Raw genomic sequence first — 16849 nt, forward strand, 5'->3', positions numbered from 1 at the left:
ATGGCGGGCACCGCCGCGCCCGTTAGCGCATCACGGTGCCCGCGCTGTCGAGCACGAAGTCGACGCAGAACACGACGAGGCGGCTTTGCGCGCGAATCGCGACGGCCGCCGTGTAGCAGTCGCGGCCTTCGGTCAGCGAGAAGTGCGGGCCCATCAGCGCGACGCGCCCCGGCGCCGCGATCGCGCGCTGGAAGTACGGGCGCCGCGACCAGTTGCTGTGCGTCTCCGGGAACAACGGTGCGAGCCGCGTGCCGCTCGCCTGGCCATCCTCGGGGCGCGCGCCGATCGACGGCAGGAACTGTTCGCCGATCTCGTCCGTGACGAACACGCGGCGCGCGGCCGGCACCGCGAATACGCGTTGCGCGGCGTCCTGCAGGTTGCCGCTCGCGGAGAAGGCAGCCGCGCCGGCGAGCACGAGCCGCTCGATCGCATCGAAGCCCGGTTGCTCGGCGATCGCCGGTGTATGCCGGCGCGCGATGAAGCGTTGCCACGCGGCGTCGAGCATCGCGGGCGCCGCGGCGCTCGCGTGCGCGATCGACGCATCGGGCTGGCCGAACTGGAAGCCCTGGACGAAATCGATATCGGCTTCCATCAGCGTCTGCAGCGCGTCGTCGCTTTCGACACCCTCCGCGAGCACCATCGCGCCGGCCTGGTGAAGCATCGATACCAGGTGATGCATGATGCGGCGATCGTCGGCCGACGCGTTCGCGCGCTCGACGAGCGAGCGATCGAGCTTGACGATATCGGGTCGCGCGCGCCACACGCGATCGAAATTCGAGAATCCGGTGCCGAAATCGTCGATCGCGATCAGGAAGTCGCGATGCTGGATCATGTCGATCGTGCGGGCGAGTGCGGCTTCGTCGCGCGACGGCTGCTCGACGACTTCCAGCACGATGCGGTTCGGCGGCAGCGCGAAATGACGGCACAGCGCCTCGACGAATTCGCGCTGCACGAGGCCCGAATCGAGCACGCGTGGCGTCACGTTGAGGAACAGCCAGCCGTCGCCGATGCCCTGCGCGACGAAGTTGGCCGTATGCAGGCAGCGGGCGAGCCGGTCGAGCAGCAGCGCGTCGGCAGCGGCGCGCGTCTTGTCCAACAGCGCGACCGGCGAAGCCAGCGTGCCGTTCTCGTCCACGACGCGCAGCAGCGCTTCATAGCCGACCACGCGCTTGTGCGTGATCGACAGCACGGGTTGAAACACGCTGCGTAGCGTCGTGTCGCGATACGTGGCGATCCAGCCGCTGGGCGTCGGTGTCAGGCGTTCGAGCAGGGAATCGAGCGAGAGGTCGCGGGCGGGCTTCATGTCGACGATGCCCTGGGGCGATCGGGGGGGCGATATCGTGCGCGCCACGCAGAAGCCGTCGCACGCGCAGGTGGACGCGAAAGAACGTGGTGCATCGTGACCGCCTTCTGCGGATGAGTGCTACGAGTGTAACGGGAATGGCCCGGCGCGCGTATCAGGGTAACTCCAGACGCAAACGCTACACCGTCGCCTGGACCGGGCTGTCCGCCCGCAAGCGCGACACGCAAGGGCCGCCGGTCGTGCACGCGGCGACAGCGCCGCGTGTGCCGCGTGCATTGCGCGCGAACAATGCGGGGGATCAGGAAAACGGAAAAACGGGCAAGCCATGCGGCTGCTTCGGCATCAGGTGAAAACGACCTGCGCCGTCGCGCACCGGTCCATGCGCGGCGCTCGACGAACGGTGGCCGGCGCGTCGCGGGAAACCGGCAACCGGCAGGGTGCGGGCCCTGCGCGTCGCTCAGGCCGCTTCGCCGCCGCGCGGGCCCAACCCGGGAATCCGCTTGATCACGCCGGTCGCAAGCGCGGTGCCGACGAGCACGATCGCGCAGCCTTCGATCATCACGACCGATACGCGTTCGCCGAGGAACAGCGCGCCCCACAGCAGGCCGAACACCGGGATCACGAACGTCACCGTAATCGCGCGGGCCGGGCCGACATGCGCGATCAGGTAGAAGAAGATGAAATACGCGATGCCCGTGCACGCGATGCCGAGCGCGAGCACGGCGCCCCACGCATGCGCGCTGACGGCAGCCGCGGGCCAGGTCGCGATCGCGAACGGCAACAGCAGGACGGTCGAGCCGATCATGCTGCCGGTCGCATTGACGAGCGGGTCGACGCCGCTGAGCGTGCGCTTCGTGTAGTTGGCCGCGATGCCGTACAGCAGCGTCGCGCCGAGCGCGGCGGCGGCGGCCAGCGCGGTCGCGCTGGCGCTGCCGTGTGCGTTGGCGACCTGGTCCCACACGAGCGTGAGCACGCCGGCAAAGCCGATCACGAGGCCGAGTGCGCGCGGCAGCGACAGCTTGTCCTTCAGCCAGAGGTAGGCGACGAGCGCGCCCCACAGCGGCGTCGTCGCGTTGATCACCGACGTCACGCCGGCCGACAGCGTCAGCTCGGCGAACGCGAACAGGCAGAACGGGATGCCCGAGTTCAGCGCGCCGACGACGAACAACGGCCATGCGCGACGGCGCAGCTGCGCGCCGAGCTCGGCGGGCTTGAAGCGCGTCAGCGCGAAGCCGGTGAGAAACAGCGCGCCGATACCCACGCGCAGCGCCATCAGCGGCGCGACACCGAAGTCGGCGACACCGACCCGGATGAACAGGAACGACGCGCCCCACAGGGCGGCGAGGACGGTCAGCAGAAAGGCGTTCTTGGGCGACATCGAGCGTGGCGGGCGAGGGGACGGGATGCAAAGGATCTTACACCGCGTTACCGCGCCGTCGTTTCACGATCGGATGAAACGGCAAGAAACGGGAATGTCGCCGGTCGCCGGCTCGGGGCGACCGGCTGCGGGCGACCGGCTGCGGATGGGCCGGCTGCGGATGAGGCGGCGCGGTCAGTGATGGTGGTGCCAGCCGCCGCGTCCGCCGAAGCCGAAATTGAGCGACAGCGCGGGTCCCCAATAACCGCCCCATGCCGGCGCATACGCAGGCGCCGGGTAGTAGTAGGCGGGGCCCGGATCGACGTACACGGGCGCCGGCTGTACCGGTGCGGCCGCGTAATAGCCGCCGGGATAATAGCCGTACGGGTAGTAGCAGCCGGCGAGCGTCGTGCACGCGAGCGCCGCGGCGGCGAGTGCGACGAGGGTCCTGTTCATGATGTCTCTCCGGCGGAGCCGGCAATCGGCAGATGCTTAAGCTTAGGCCGCGCGGCGGTGACAAGATGCGCAAAACGGTAACGGATCATTTCCGGGCCGCTGTGTCGTGTTGCGGCGCCGCATACGAAAAACGGCGCTTCCGCCGCGCGGAAACGCCGTCAGGCCGGAGCTTGCCGCGCGTCGCGCGGCAGCCGGGTAAGCCGGTCGGCTTATTTGCCGACCTGGTTGCCGATGATGCCGCCGGCGGCCGCGCCGCCCAGCGTCGACAATGCGTTGCCGCCGATCGCCGCGCCCGCGACGCCGCCGACACCCGCACCGATTGCCGTATCGCGCTGGCGCCGTGTCATCGAATCGCAAGCCGACAGGCTGGCCACCGTCGTGACGAGCAGCGCGCATACCCCAAAACGCCGAATCGAAGCATTCATGATCGTTGTCCTTGTGGTCGTGAATGGAAGGTCGCATGGCCGCATGGCGGCCGCGCATGAAACCAATCTACCTGCCGTCCCACTGCGCTGTTGTAAGGACTTGTTAAGGCTCGGACGGTTTCGTAATCAATTGTTTCCCTTGCGCCGGCAGGCACAACGCATGCGCGGGCACGCAAAAAAGCCCGCTCGAAAGCGGGCTTGGTGCAGTGCGCCACGATGCGGTCCGTGCGGACCGCATCGTTCGCTGGCCGACTTACTGACGGTGATAGATCTCGGCGCCGGTCTTCACGAACTCGACCGCCTTGACTTCCATCCCCTTCTTCAGCGCTTCGCTTTCGGACACGCCCTGTTGCGCCGCGAACTCGCGCACGTCCTGCGTGATCTTCATCGAGCAGAAGTGCGGGCCGCACATCGAGCAGAAGTGCGCGACCTTCGCGGAATCCTTCGGCAGCGTCTCGTCGTGGAATTCGCGCGCCTTGTCCGGGTCGAGGCCGATGTTGAACTGGTCTTCCCAGCGGAACTCGAAGCGCGCCTTCGACAGCGCGTTGTCGCGGACCTGCGCGCCGGGGTGGCCCTTGGCGAGGTCGGCCGCGTGCGCGGCGAGCTTGTACGTGATGATCCCTTCCTTCACGTCGTCCTTGTTCGGCAGCCCGAGGTGTTCCTTCGGCGTCACGTAGCAGAGCATCGCGGTGCCGAACCAGCCGATCATCGCGGCGCCGATGCCCGACGTGATGTGGTCGTAGCCCGGTGCGATATCGGTCGTCAGCGGCCCGAGCGTGTAGAACGGCGCTTCCTTGCACCAGTCGAGCTGGAGATCCATGTTCTCCTTGATCAGTTGCATCGGCACGTGGCCGGGGCCTTCGATCATCACCTGCACGTCGTGCTTCCACGCGATCTGCGTGAGTTCGCCGAGCGTCTTCAGCTCGCCGAGCTGCGCTTCGTCGTTCGCGTCGTAGATCGAGCCGGGACGCAGGCCGTCGCCGAGCGAGAAGCTCACGTCGTACGCCTTCATGATCTCGCAGATCTCTTCGAAGTGTTCGTACAGGAAGCTTTCCTTGTGATGCGCGAGGCACCACTTCGCCATGATCGAGCCGCCGCGCGACACGATGCCCGTCATCCGGTTCGCGGTGAGCGGCACGTATTGCAGGCGCACGCCCGCGTGGATCGTGAAGTAGTCGACGCCTTGCTCGGCCTGCTCGATCAGCGTGTCGCGGAAGATTTCCCAGGTCAGGTCTTCGGCCTTGCCGTTGACCTTTTCGAGCGCCTGGTAGATCGGCACCGTGCCGATCGGCACCGGGCTGTTGCGGATGATCCACTCGCGCGTTTCATGGATGTGCTTGCCGGTCGACAGGTCCATCACCGTGTCGCCGCCCCAGCGGATCGCCCACGTCATCTTGTCGACTTCCTCGCCGATCGACGACGTGACGGCCGAGTTGCCGATGTTCGCGTTGATCTTCACGAGGAAGTTGCGGCCGATGATCATCGGCTCGGATTCCGGGTGGTTGATGTTCGCGGGGATGATGGCGCGGCCGCGCGCGATTTCTTCGCGCACGAACTCGGGGGTGATCTCGGCAAGCGCGTTCGCGCCGAAGGCCGCGGCGCCGAACGCCTGGCCCGGGTGCTGGCGGCCCATCATCGCGGCGAGCTTCGCGCCGTTCGGGCCGCTCGACTTCAGGCTCTCGATGTACTCGGCGCGGCGCTGGTTCTCGCGAATCGCGATGTATTCCATCTCCGGCGTGATGATGCCCTGCCGCGCGTAGTGCATCTGCGTGACGTTCTTGCCGGCCTGCGCGCGGCGCGGGTTGCGGTGCAGGCCCGGGAAACGCAGGTCGGCGGTAGCCGGGTCGGCCGCGCGCTCGAGGCCGTACTGGCTCGACAGGCCGTCGAGCACTTCGGTGTCGCCGCGTGCTTCGATCCAGCGCTGGCGCAGCGCGGGCAGGCCCGCGCGGATGTCGATCTTCGCGTCCGGATCGGTGTAAGGGCCCGACGTGTCGTACACGTAGATCGGCGGATTCTTTTCGCCGCCGAAGCCGGTCGGCGTGTCGGCCTGCGTGATTTCACGCATCGGCACGCGGATGTCGGGCTGCGAGCCGGTTACATACACCTTTCGCGAATTGGGCAGCGGCGCGACGGCAGCAGCGTCGACGTGGGCGTCGGCAGACAGAAACTTCGGATTGGCGTTCATGCAATCTCCTGTGTGAGCGCCGGGCAGGCGCTTCGGCGCTTGCCCGGAGCCCTTGACGAATGTGGGGCTCGAGCTAAGCAGGAGACGAGGCTTGGTGAGGCGGCGGATTTCGTCAGAAGGATGGCGGTGAAATCCGTACGCTTCCCTGCGCTGGCATTATCCAGATCAGGTTCAAAGGGTATTTCTCACCCGCAATGCCGGTTGTTTGACCGAACGCATTGCAGGACCCCCGCGTTAGCAGCGCACACGATACACTGGCTTGGCGGCGGTTTCAACCGGGACGGGATCGGCCGTCCCGGTGCGGCCGCAGCATGGCGGGCGGTGTGATGGCCCGTCGAAATGACAGCGCGCGTCGCCGCCGCGCGGCCCCACGGCTCGGCCGGCAGCGGCGAAGCGGTGCAACATGGCGCGCCTTCGCGCGACCTCAAAAAAAATTTCGCAGCGGCTGTCATTTCCCGCGACGTCGTCCGTCTATTCGGCTCCTTAAACCCATGTTTTGGAGAGATGTCATGAAAAACGTACTGATCGCCACCTGTGTCGCTGCTTTCGCCACGCTTGCAACGGGCGCGTATGCGCAGAACGACGCGATGTCGCAAAACGGCTCGTCGATGTCGAAGGACGCGATGGGGCACGACGCGATGGCGAAGGATGCGATGGGGCACGACGCAATGGCGAAGGATGGCGCGATGAAGAAAGGCGCCATGAAGAAACATGCGATGAAGAAGGACGCGATGAAGAAGGACGAGATGTCGCACGACGAGATGGGCAAGTCGTCGGGCGACAAGATGGCGCCGTCGAACTGACGGAGCCGGGCAGGGTGTGCGGCCGGCGCGTGTGCTCGACGACGGCCGCCCGCGTCTCGTTTTGTCTCGACTCGACTCGTCTCGTCGACGCGTTCCGGGAGTCTTCATCATGCAAACCGTTCCCGCCACCGGGCGCGCGGCCGTCACGCCGCCCGCCCGCAAGATTCATCCACTGTGGGTGCGCGTGAGCCACTGGCTCAACGCGCTCGCGGCGATCCTGATGGCGCTGTCCGGCTGGCGCATCTACGATGCGTCGCCGATCTATCCGCCGTTCGTGTTTCCGCACGGCATCACGCTCGGCGGCTGGCTCGGCGGCGCGCTGCAATGGCATTTCGCGGCGATGTGGCTGCTGGTCGGCAACGGGCTGTTCTACCTGACGATGTCGATCGCGACCGGACGCCTCGCGCGCAAGATGCTGCCGGTCACGCCGGCGTCCGTGTGGCGCGACGTGCGCGCCGCGCTGCACGGCCGGCTCGCGCACGACGATCTGAGCGTCTACAACGCGGTGCAGCGTGCCGCATACCTGGTCGCGATCGTCGATCTGATCGTGCTGGTGCTGTCCGGGCTGACGATCTGGAAGTCGGTGCAGTTTCCGCTGCTGCGCGAACTGTTCGGCGGTTACGACAACGCGCGCGTCGTGCATTTCTGGGCGATGTCGCTGCTCGTCGCGTTCTTCTTCGTGCACGTCGCGATGGCGCTGCTGGTGCCGCGCTCGCTGCTCGCGATGCTGCGCGGGCGCTGACCCGTCAACTCCGGGTGAAGGAAATCATCATGTCGGATTCCGAATACAAGCGCGCTGATCCGCGCTGGACGCTCGACCGCAAGTCGCTCGAACTCGACGTGCGCCGCGAGCTGGAGATGCCGTCGCGGCGGCTGTTCAACCGCCGCATCCTGACGCTCGGCGGCCTGACGATGCTGACCGGCTGCACGCTGCAGGACGACGCGTCGGTCAACACGTTCCTCGAGAAGGTGTCGCGCATGAACGACCGCGTGCAGGCGTGGCTCTTCAGCGGCGAGCGGCTCGCGCCGACCTACACCGAGGCCGACATCACGCGGCCGTTCCCGTTCAACGCGTATTACGGCATCGACGACGTGCCGCACGTCGACGCATCGACGTACCGGCTCGTGCTGTCGGGCCGCGTGACGGGCAAGCGTGTGTGGACGCTCGACGAGCTGTATGCGCTGCCGCACGCGGAGCAGATCACGCGGCACATCTGCGTGGAAGGGTGGAGCGCGATCGGCCGCTGGGGCGGCACGCCGTTCGGCGCGTTTCTGGCGCGTGCCGGCGCCGATACGCACGCGAAATACGTCGGCTTCAAATGCGCGGACGATTACTACGAAAGCATCGACATGCCGACCGCGCTGCATCCGCAGACGCTGCTCGCATTCGACTACGACGGCCATCGCCTGCCGCCGGAATTCGGTTTCCCGATGAAGCTGCGGATGCCGACCAAGCTCGGCTACAAGAATCCGAAGCACATCATGGAAATCTTCGTGACCGATACCTTCCCGGGCGGCTACTGGGTCGATCAAGGGTACAACTGGTTCGGCGGATCGTGAAGAAGCGGCGGCGCGCGAACGCGTGCTGCCGTGCCGCGCGGCGTGTCACACGGATTCGCGCACCTGCAGGTCGACCCGCAGGCCGACCGCCGCCGCCATGTTCACGAGCGCGTCGAGCCCGAACAGGTTGATCTTGCCGCGCAGCAGATCGGACACGCGCGGCTGCGTGACGCCCAGCCGTTGCGCGGCCTGCGCCTGGCTGAGCTCGAGCTGCGCGATGCGCTGCTTGAGCGCGATCATCAGCTCGGAGCGCAGCTTCATGTTCTTGGCTTCGGCCGGCTGGCCTTCGATTGCGTCCCAGACGCTCGCATGGCGTTCGTTGCTCATCGTTTCCTCTCCATCATCAGCGCCCGGTAGCGCCGGGCCGCCAGGTCGATATCGGTCTTGCAGGTGCGTGCCGACTGCTTGCGGAAGCAATGCAGCACGTAGATCGCGTCGGCGAAGGTCGCGACGTAGACGATCCGGAACGCACCGCTCGCATCGCGCAGGCGAATTTCCCGCACGCCCGGGCCGACGGTGCGCATCGGCTTCCAGCCGTCGGGCGCGAGGCCGCGCTGCACCTGGTCGATCTGGTGGCCGGCTTCGCGGCGCGCGAGAAGCGGAAAGCCGCGCAGGTCGTCGAGTGCGGTGCCGACGAACACGACCGGCTTCGGCGGAAGAATGGTGGAATTATACAAAATTTTGTATGGGTGGTGGCGGGTCGAAAGGGCGAATGTCGGCGGCCGGACGCGCCTGCCGACCGTCACCGACCGTCACCATAAGCGCGAAGCGACCGCTGAAGCGCATGACTGGCCATCAGGCCGATGAAGCGATCGCAACGGGCGGGACCGGATGCCGGGCCGCCCGCGCGACGCCCGCGCCGCGCGTATCCGGCCCCCGATCCGGTTGGTCCGGATGCCGAAAAATGTCGCGCCGAAACGTCACTGGATAACCTTTCAGACTGGTCTGATGATGCTTTCGAATCCTTGATGCCATAATGCCGAGCGTGCGCAGCCGAAGCGGCTCGCGCCCGCTTTTCGACCCTCTGCCGCCGCTTGCCGGTTCTTATTCGTCGCCGTTCGCACTGCCATGTCGTTCCGCACGTCCGTCTCCGCCTTCCCGGTCCAGTCAGGGCCGTTTGCCGGTCTCTCCGGCGTCTTTCAGCGGAGCACGCGACACGTCGTGCGGGTGGGCTGAACGATGACCCCGCTCGACCGCCTCCTCGATTTCCTCGCCCGCCTGCCGATCCGGATCCGCCTGCCGCAAAGCCGCGGCGGCCGCGTCGCACTGGCGCTCGTCTTCATCTATTTCGTCTGGGGTTCGACCTACAGCGGCCTGCATTTCGCGCTGCAGTCGTTCCCGCCGCTGCTGCTGTCGGGGCTGCGCAACCTGCTCGGCGGGATCGGCCTGTTCATCTTCGCGCTGAGGCGCAAGCCCGAATGGCCGACACTGCTCGAAATCCGCAACTCGGCGATCGTCGGCACGATGCTGGTCGCGCTGTCGTCGGGCACGATCGCGCTCGGGATGCGCACGGTCAGCAGCGGCTCGGCCGCGGTGATGGTCGCGACGGTGCCGCTGTTCGCGACCGTGATCGCGGCGGTCGCCGGGCGCGCGGTGACGAAGGGCGAGTGGGCGGCCGTCGCGCTCGGGATGGTCGGCATCGTCGTGCTGAATTCGGGCGGCGCGGCCGCCGCGAACTCGGCGCTCGGCACGATCTGCGTGCTGGCCGGCGCGCTGTTCTGGGCGGGCGGCGCGCATCTCGCGACGCGGCTCAAGCTGCCGTCCGACCTGTTCCTGTCGACGTCGCTGCAGATCGGCCTGGGCGGGTTGATGTCCACGATCGGTGCGTGGCTGATGGGCGAGCGCATCGAACAGGTCGCGGTCGCGCCGGTGTTCGCGTTCGTGTACCTGATGGTGTTCTGCACGATGGCCGCGTACGTCGCGTACGGCTACCTGATTCGCCACACGAGCCCGATCATCGCGAGCAGCTGCATGTACGTGAACCCGATCGTCGCGGTCGCGCTCGGCGCGCTGATGCTCGGCGAGCCCGTGACGATGGCAACCGTGGTCGCGACGGTCGCGATCCTCGGCAGCGTCGGGCTGTCGTTCCTGTTCGATCCCGCGCGCCGGCCCGCGGCGCGCGCGGCGGCCGACGCTTCGCCGGCCGCGGCGACCGTGGCAACCGTTGCCGCCGAATCGGCAGCGGATGCGGCGTCAGCGCCGGCGCAGGCGGCGATGCCGGAACCTGCACCGATCCTCGCGCCTTCCGCGGTACCGCTTGCGGTGCCCGCACCGGCCGCCGTCGTGGACCCGGCCGCGGTCATGAATCCCGCGCAGGCATTCACGCCGCCGCCCGCCGTCGAACCGGCCGCGTCGCGGGCCGACGCATGACGCCGGCGCGCGACGCGGCGTTCAGCCGCGCCGTGCGCCGCGATGGTGGGACCAGCCGGCGAGTGCGGTAAACAGCAGGCCGGCCGCGCACATGCCGGTCCAGCCGAAGGCGCGCCACGCGGCGACGCCGGCCGACGAGCCGAGCGCGCCGCCGATGAAGTAGCACACCATGTACACGGTGTTCACGCGGCTGCGCGCCTCGGGTTTCAGCGCATAGATGCGCGACTGGTTCGAGATCTGCGCGGCCTGCACGCCGACATCCAGCACGATCACGCCGATCACGAGCCCGACGAGGCTCGTCCCCGACAGCGCAAAAATCACGAACGACGCCGCGAGCAGTGCGATCGCGAGCGAGATGATCGCGCGCGGGCCGCGCGTGTCCGCGAAACGGCCCGCGTACGGCGCGGCCAGCGCACCGGCCGCGCCGACGATGCCGAACAGCCCTGCGGCCTGCGGGCCGAGGTGGAACGGTGCACCGGCGAGCAGCAGCGTGAGCACCGGCCAGAACGCGCTGAACGCGGCGAACAGCGCGGCGCCCGTCAGCGACGCCTCGCGCAGCCCGCGCAGTTCGACCGCCAGGTGCCACATCGAGCCGAGCAGCTTGCCGTACGGCAGCGTCGACGTCGGCGAGCTGCGCGGCAGCCGCAGCACGATCACCGCGGCCAGCGCGACGAGCGCCGCGACCGACGCGCCGAACACCGCCCGCCAGCCGAAATATTCGGCGACGAAGCCGGCCGCCGTGCGCGCCAGCAGGATGCCGAGCAGCAGGCCGCTCATCACGGTGCCGACCGCATGCCCGCGCTCGGCCGGCGGCGCGATCTCGGCCGCGAACGGCACGGCCTGCTGCGCGATCGTCGCGAGCACGCCGATCACGAGGCTCGCCACGGCCAGCACCGCCAGCGACGGCGCGGCCGCGGCCACGATCAGCGCGATTGACAGGCCAGCGATCTGCATCAGGATCAGCCCGCGGCGATCGAAGCGGTCGCCGAGCGGTGCGAGCAGGAACATCCCGGCCGCATAGCCGAGCTGCGTCGCGGTCGGCACCGCGCCGATCCACGACGCGCCGTCCGGGAAGGCCGAGCGGAAGCTCTCGAGCAGCGGCTGGTTGTAGTAGATGTTCGCGACCGACACGCCCGCGATCGTCGCGAGCAGCAACAGCAGGCTGCGCGAGTAGTGGGGCGAGGCGGCGTCGGTCGGACGGTCGGTGGAGGCGGCGGACATGGCGGCAACGGAACGGAGTTGGGCGGCGTGACGCGCGGCGCAGCGTCGGTGGCGCAGGCGGCCGGGCGCCGATCGAGCGTGCCGATCATACCGGAGCACCGGGAATCCTGCCGGCGGCGCTGCGGCGCTGCGGCCCAGCGGCCCAGCGGCCCAGAAGCCCAGCGGCCCAGCGGCCCAGCGGCCCAGAAGCCCAGAAGCCCAGAAGCCCAGAAGCCCAGAAGCCCAGAAGCCCAGAAGCCCAGAAGCCCAGCGGCCCAGAAGCCCAGAAGCCCAGAAGCCCAGAAGCCCAGAAGCCCAGAAGCCCAGAAGCCCAGCGGCGCGGTCGGCTGCGCGGCTGGCGCGATCGCAGCATGGCGGGCCGCGCTCAGCCGCAATCAACCGCAATCATTCGACGCGGCCACGACCGGCCGGAGCCGCTCGTCATGCATCCGCGATTGCGTACCGTTCAGTCGACCAGTTCCCCGCTCGGCTCATAGAACGGATACGGCCCGTCGCCTTCGTCCACGTACACGTGGTGGGACGTCATTCCCGCGTCCGGCGTATGGACGTGCACCGCGAACGCGGGCGGCTCGAGCCGGAACGCGGACGGCGCGTCCGCTCGCAAATCGAACGCGACCTGGTGCGCGGGCGCCGGCACGGCCGACGCGAGCGTGCCGCCGAAGCGCGTGAACATCGTCCGGTGCACGTGGCCGCACAGCACGCGCTCGACGTTCGGATAGCGGCGCAGCAGCGCGTCGAGTTTCGCGGCGGCGGCGGGCGCGAGGCGCAGCGCGTCCATATGTCCGATCCCGGACACGAACGGCGGGTGATGCAGCGCGACGATCACCGGCCGGTCGCGCGCAGCGTCGAGTTGCGCGGTGAGCCACGCGAGCCGCGCATCGCACAGGTCGCCGTGGCTCGTGCCGGGCACCTGCGAATCGAGTGCGAGCACGCGCACGGCGCCGACGTCGAGCGCGTACTGCACGAACTCGCCGTCCTGCAATTCGGGGCGATCGGCGAACGCGCGGCGCAACCCCGCACGATCGTCGTGATTGCCGACCATCAGGTAATACGGAATCTCGAGCGGCGCGAGCAGGTCGCGCAGGTGGCGGTATTCGTCGTCGTGGCCGAAGTCGGTCAGGTCGCCGGTGACGAGCACCGCGTCGGGGCGCGGCACCAGCGCGTTCAGCTTCGCGATGCAGCGCGCGAGCGCGGCGGCCGTGTCGACGCGCCGGTACGCGAGCTGGCCCGGGCGCTTGATGTGGAGATCGCTGATTTGAGCAAGCAGCATCGTCGTTCCTCGGAATGTGTGGTTATCGTGGGGCGGTGTTACGCGGCGAGTGCGATCAGGCCTTCCGGCGCAATCGTGAGGCCGACCGCCGTGCCGCGCGCGAGCTCGATGCGGCCCGGCACGTCGATCACGAGCGCGTCGGGTGCCGCATGCTCGATCGTGAGCCGCGTGCGTTCGCCGAGGAATGCGCACGCGCCGATCGCGCCGCGCAGCGGCGCATGCGCGGGATCGGCGAGCTGCGCATCCTCCGGACGGAAGAACCACTCGTCGGCGGCGTGCGGCGTGACGATCGAGCCCCCCGTCGTCACGAGCGCGCCGTCCTGCCATTGTCCTGCAAGCCGGTTCAGCGTGCCGATGAACTGCGCGACCGTGCGGTTCGCCGGCCGGTAGTAGATGTCGCGCGGCGTGCCGATCTGCTCGATGCGGCCCGCGCCCATCACGACGATCCGGTCGCCGAGCTCCATCGCCTCGGCCTGGTCGTGCGTGACGTAGACGGTCGTCACGCCGAGCTCGCGCAACAGCGCATTCATCTCGCGGCGCAGCACGTCGCGCAGCTTCGCGTCGAGCGCGGTCAGCGGCTCGTCGAGCAGCAGCACGCGCGGGCGCACCGCGAGCGCACGCGCCAGCGCGACCCGCTGGCGCTGGCCGCCGGACAGCTGATCGACCGGTTTGTCCGCATGCGCGTCGAGCCGCATCATCGCGAGCAGCTCGTCGACGCGTTCGCGCAGCGCGCGCGGCTCGGTCTTGCGGATCTTCAGTCCGTAGCCGACGTTGCCGCGCACCGTGAGGTTCGGGAACAGCGCGTAGTTCTGGAACACCATGCCGACCTGGCGGCGCTCGATCGGCAGCGCGGTCACGTCGTCGCCGCCGAACCGGATCGTGCCGCCGGCATCCGGCGTGTCGAGGCCCGCGATCAGGCGCAGCGTCGTGGTCTTGCCGCAGCCCGACGGGCCGAGCAGCACGAGCGTCTCGCCCGCGCCGATCGACAGGTCGAGCGGTTCGAGCACGCGCGTGCCGCGGAACGTCTTCGCGCAGCGGGTCAGGGTGATGGGGGTGGAATCGAGTTTCATGGGAAGGGTAAGGTCAGCGCAGGGTCAGCGCGGGCGACGCTTCAGCGCGCGCGTGCCGGACGGATCGACGCCGAGCCACTGCATCGCGACGAGGAGCGGCAGCGTCATCAGCAGGAACACGATCGTGTACGCGCTGCCGACTTCGAGGCGCAGCGACGCGTAGGTATCGGCGAGCCCGACGGGCAGCGTCTTCGTGTCGGGCGTATGCAGCATCCAGGTCAGGTTGAATTCGCCGATCGACAGCGTGAGCACCGCGAGCGCGCCCGCGACGATGCCGGGGCGCAGGTTCGGCAGCACGATCGTGACGAAGCGCGTGACGAACGACGCGCCGAGGCTCGCCGCGCCTTCCTCGAGCGTGCGCAGGTCGGCGCCGGCGGCGACCGCCGCGACCGCGCGCACCATGAACGGCAGTGTGAACACGACGTGGCCGACGACGATGAACCACAGGCTCATCCGGAACGCGGTGAAGCCGCCGTACACGACCAGCAGCGCGAGCGCCGACGCGAGGCCCGGCAGCGCGACCGGCAGCACGAGCGCTTCCTCGATCACGCGGGCGACGCGACGCTTGCTGCGCGCGAGTGCATAGCCGGCCGGCACGCCGACGGCGAGCACGATCGCGAGCGTCGCGAACGCGATGCCGAGTGACAGCGCGACCGAGCCTTGGTACTGCTGCCACACCTGTTCGAGCCAGCGCAGCGTGAGGCCGCTCGACAGCCCGCGGAAATAGTTGACGGTGAGGCCCGCGAGCACCGACATCACGACGGGCACGATCAGGAACGCGCACAGCAGCAGCGTGACGCCCCATTGCAGCGCGGCGATCGCGCGCGCGCCCGACACGCGCGGCGCGCGTCGGGCGGCGCCGTTCGCATGCGACGGAGCGGGCGCCGGCGACGGCGCGGACGAACCGGAAAGCGATTGCATGAAGGAATCCTCAGGCCGCGGCGGCGGCGGTGTGGCCGGTGAACCGGCGCGCGAGCGCGAGCACAGCCCACGTGACGATGCCGAGCACGATCGACAGGCCGGCGGCCGTCGTGATGTTCGCGTTCAGCGTGAACTCGGTGTAGATCGTCATCGGCAGCACGTTCAGGTCGGTGGCGAGTGTGAAGGCGGTGCCGAACGCGCCCATCGCGGTCGCGAAGCAGATCGCGCCGGCCGCGACCAGGCCCGGCGCGAGCGCCGGCAGCACGATGTCGATGAAGATGCGCCACGGCGACGCGCCGAGCGAGCGCGCGGCTTCCTCGAGCGACGCGTCGAGCTTCGACGCGGCCGCGATCACGGTGACGATCACGCGCGGGATCGAGAAGTACAGGTAGCCGACGAACAGCCCGGCAACCGAATACGCGAACACCCACTTGTCGCCGGTCAGCTTCGCGGACAGCATGCCGATCAGCCCTTGCCGGCCGGCGAGCATGATCACCATGAAGCCGACCACGACGCCCGGGAACGCGAGCGGAAAGGTGAGCAGCGCGAGCAGCACGCGCTTGCCGGCGAATTCGCGGCGCGCGAGCAGCAGGCCCGAGATCGTCGACAGGGCCAGCGTCGCGAGCGTGACGCCGGCCGACAACGCGATCGTTTCACCGAGGCTCGCCATGTAACGCGTGTTGCCGAGCAGCGCCGCGTATTGCGTGAAGAACGCGCCGTCGGCGGACACCCGCGCGAGCGCCGCCATCGGCAGCAGCCAGAACGCGGCGAACACCGCGAGCGCCGGCGCGACGAGGGCGACGCGCCAGCGCAGCGGGAAAGTCAGGTCGAGCATGGCGTGGGTCCGGCGCTTACTGCATCACTTGCAGGTATTGCTGGCCGAACGCTTGCTGGCCGGCCGCCATCTTGCCGAAGTCGACCGATTTCGCCCGGGCGTATTCGCTCGCCGGCAGGAACTTCGCGGCGACGTCGGCGCCGAGCGTCTGCGCGCGCACTGGGCGCAGGTACGCATTGGCCCACAGCTTCTGGCCTTCGTCGGACAGCACGAAGTCGAGCACCTTCCTGCCGTTCGCATCGTGCGGCGCACCCTTCACGAGGCTCATCACGTAGGGCACCGCGATCGTGCCTTCCTTCGGAATCACGAACTCGACGTTCGCGTGATCCTTGTACTTCGCGCGATACGCGTCGAAGTCGTAGTCGAGCAGGATCGGAATCTCGCCGGACAGCACGCGCGCATACGCGGTCTGCTTCGGCACGATCGGCGCGTTCGCCTTCAGCTTGCGGAACCAGTCGAGCCCCGGCTTGAAGTCGTCGAGGCTGCCGCCGAGCGCCTGGTTGACGGCCACCGCGCCCGCATAGCCGACGAACGCGCTCGACGGATCGAGGTAGCCGACCATGCCCTTGTATTCGGGTTTCAGCAGGTCGGCCCACGAGCGCGGGACCGGCTTGCCGTCGAGCGCGTCCTTGTTCACGAAGAAGCCGAGCGTGCCCGAGTGGATCGCGAACCAGTAGCCCTGCGGGTCCTTCAGGTTCGCGGGGATGTCGTTCCAGTGCGCGGGCTTGTACGGCGCGATCACGCCCTTGTCCTTCGCCTGGAACGCCGACGACACGCCGAGATAGACGACGTCGGCGACCGGGCTTTTCTGCTCGGCGATCAGCTGCGCGATCGCCTGGCCCGAGTTCTTGTTGTCGAACGGCACGCGAATGCCGGTCTTCTGCTTGATCGCCGCGATCTGCGCGGCCCAGTCGGCCCATTCGGGCGGGCAGTTGTAGCAGATCGCGGATTCGTCGGCATGGGCCGCGGGTGCGAACGCGACGAGCGCGGCGCAGGCGACGGGGGCTGCGAGCACGCGCAGCAGCGAGGTCAGGCGAAAGGACACGGTGGATCTCCGGGCGGGGTCGGGGTAG

Annotated in this window: 18 protein-coding genes and 1 riboswitch; of the genes, 5 read left to right on the plus strand and 13 right to left on the minus strand. The window is 68.6% G+C overall.

Annotated elements, in window-relative coordinates; translation table 11 throughout:
* Window positions 1-22 precede the first annotated feature (22 nt).
* Complete coding sequence (locus U4Y91_RS09270) at window positions 23-1303, minus strand: EAL domain-containing protein (RefSeq protein WP_321804817.1); 1281 nt, start codon at window positions 1301-1303, stop codon at window positions 23-25.
* Window positions 1304-1440: 137 nt separating this feature from the next.
* Between U4Y91_RS09270 and U4Y91_RS09275 the strand changes: the two genes are divergently transcribed.
* Window positions 1441-1653, plus strand: a complete 213-nt coding sequence (locus U4Y91_RS09275) for a hypothetical protein (protein WP_321804818.1) — start codon at window positions 1441-1443, stop codon at window positions 1651-1653.
* Between the two features lie 107 nt (window positions 1654-1760).
* On the opposite strand, the gene U4Y91_RS09280 is transcribed toward U4Y91_RS09275, so the two are convergent.
* The 4 genes from U4Y91_RS09280 to thiC all read right to left on the minus strand — a co-directional run bounded on the left by U4Y91_RS09280 (window position 1761) and on the right by thiC (window position 5726).
* Window positions 1761-2681, minus strand: coding sequence for a DMT family transporter (locus tag U4Y91_RS09280; protein WP_321804819.1), 921 nt, complete (start codon window positions 2679-2681; stop codon window positions 1761-1763).
* Between the two features lie 174 nt (window positions 2682-2855).
* Entirely contained in the window at window positions 2856-3116 is a 261-nt protein-coding gene (locus U4Y91_RS09285) for a hypothetical protein (protein WP_044848012.1), read from the minus strand.
* A 209-nt stretch (window positions 3117-3325) separates the two neighbouring features.
* Window positions 3326-3541 (minus strand): glycine zipper 2TM domain-containing protein, encoded by a 216-nt coding sequence (locus U4Y91_RS09290; RefSeq protein ID WP_044848011.1) that lies wholly within the window; start codon window positions 3539-3541, stop codon window positions 3326-3328.
* 253 nt (window positions 3542-3794) lie between these two features.
* Window positions 3795-5726 carry a phosphomethylpyrimidine synthase ThiC gene (gene thiC / locus U4Y91_RS09295; protein ID WP_321804820.1) on the minus strand — a complete coding sequence of 644 codons (1932 nt, stop codon included), beginning with the start codon at window positions 5724-5726 and terminating at the stop codon, window positions 3795-3797.
* 124 nt (window positions 5727-5850) lie between these two features.
* Window positions 5851-5967: riboswitch (TPP riboswitch) on the minus strand.
* A 268-nt stretch (window positions 5968-6235) separates the two neighbouring features.
* Here thiC and U4Y91_RS09300 point away from each other — a divergent pair.
* From U4Y91_RS09300 to U4Y91_RS09310, 3 genes are all read left to right on the plus strand, one after another.
* On the plus strand, window positions 6236-6529 hold the full coding sequence (locus U4Y91_RS09300; protein ID WP_321804821.1) for a pentapeptide MXKDX repeat protein: 294 nt from the start codon (window positions 6236-6238) through the stop codon (window positions 6527-6529).
* Window positions 6530-6638: 109 nt separating this feature from the next.
* Complete coding sequence (locus U4Y91_RS09305; RefSeq protein ID WP_321804822.1) at window positions 6639-7271, plus strand: cytochrome b/b6 domain-containing protein; 633 nt, start codon at window positions 6639-6641, stop codon at window positions 7269-7271.
* A 29-nt stretch (window positions 7272-7300) separates the two neighbouring features.
* A complete protein-coding gene (locus U4Y91_RS09310) occupies window positions 7301-8089 on the plus strand; it encodes a molybdopterin-dependent oxidoreductase (RefSeq protein ID WP_321804823.1) in 789 nt (262 codons plus the stop codon).
* Window positions 8090-8134: 45 nt separating this feature from the next.
* Here the strand turns inward: U4Y91_RS09310 and U4Y91_RS09315 are convergent, their stop codons facing one another.
* Window positions 8135-8416, minus strand: a complete 282-nt coding sequence (locus U4Y91_RS09315; protein WP_321804824.1) for a helix-turn-helix domain-containing protein — start codon at window positions 8414-8416, stop codon at window positions 8135-8137.
* Window positions 8413-8766, minus strand: a complete 354-nt coding sequence (locus U4Y91_RS09320; RefSeq protein WP_321804825.1) for a type II toxin-antitoxin system RelE/ParE family toxin — start codon at window positions 8764-8766, stop codon at window positions 8413-8415. The genes U4Y91_RS09315 and U4Y91_RS09320 overlap by 4 nt, the downstream gene beginning before the upstream one ends.
* Before the next feature lie 502 nt (window positions 8767-9268).
* Here U4Y91_RS09320 and U4Y91_RS09325 point away from each other — a divergent pair.
* A complete protein-coding gene (locus U4Y91_RS09325; RefSeq protein WP_321804826.1) occupies window positions 9269-10459 on the plus strand; it encodes an EamA family transporter in 1191 nt (396 codons plus the stop codon).
* 21 nt (window positions 10460-10480) lie between these two features.
* On the opposite strand, the gene U4Y91_RS09330 is transcribed toward U4Y91_RS09325, so the two are convergent.
* From U4Y91_RS09330 to U4Y91_RS09355, 6 genes are all read right to left on the minus strand, one after another.
* Window positions 10481-11680, minus strand: coding sequence for an MFS transporter (locus U4Y91_RS09330; protein ID WP_321804827.1), 1200 nt, complete (start codon window positions 11678-11680; stop codon window positions 10481-10483).
* Between the two features lie 445 nt (window positions 11681-12125).
* Entirely contained in the window at window positions 12126-12950 is an 825-nt protein-coding gene (locus tag U4Y91_RS09335; RefSeq protein WP_321804828.1) for a phosphodiesterase, read from the minus strand.
* A 38-nt stretch (window positions 12951-12988) separates the two neighbouring features.
* Window positions 12989-14020, minus strand: coding sequence for an ABC transporter ATP-binding protein (locus U4Y91_RS09340; protein WP_044844949.1), 1032 nt, complete (start codon window positions 14018-14020; stop codon window positions 12989-12991).
* A gap of 24 nt (window positions 14021-14044) precedes the next feature.
* Window positions 14045-14941 carry an ABC transporter permease gene (locus U4Y91_RS09345; protein ID WP_321804829.1) on the minus strand — a complete coding sequence of 299 codons (897 nt, stop codon included), beginning with the start codon at window positions 14939-14941 and terminating at the stop codon, window positions 14045-14047.
* A 10-nt stretch (window positions 14942-14951) separates the two neighbouring features.
* Window positions 14952-15776 carry an ABC transporter permease gene (locus U4Y91_RS09350; protein ID WP_321804830.1) on the minus strand — a complete coding sequence of 275 codons (825 nt, stop codon included), beginning with the start codon at window positions 15774-15776 and terminating at the stop codon, window positions 14952-14954.
* Between the two features lie 16 nt (window positions 15777-15792).
* Entirely contained in the window at window positions 15793-16821 is a 1029-nt protein-coding gene (locus U4Y91_RS09355) for an ABC transporter substrate-binding protein (RefSeq protein ID WP_124487543.1), read from the minus strand.
* Window positions 16822-16849 lie beyond the last annotated feature (28 nt).

The sequence above is a fragment of the Burkholderia sp. BCC1993 genome, from assembly GCF_905339865.1.
GTDB lineage: Bacteria > Pseudomonadota > Gammaproteobacteria > Burkholderiales > Burkholderiaceae > Burkholderia.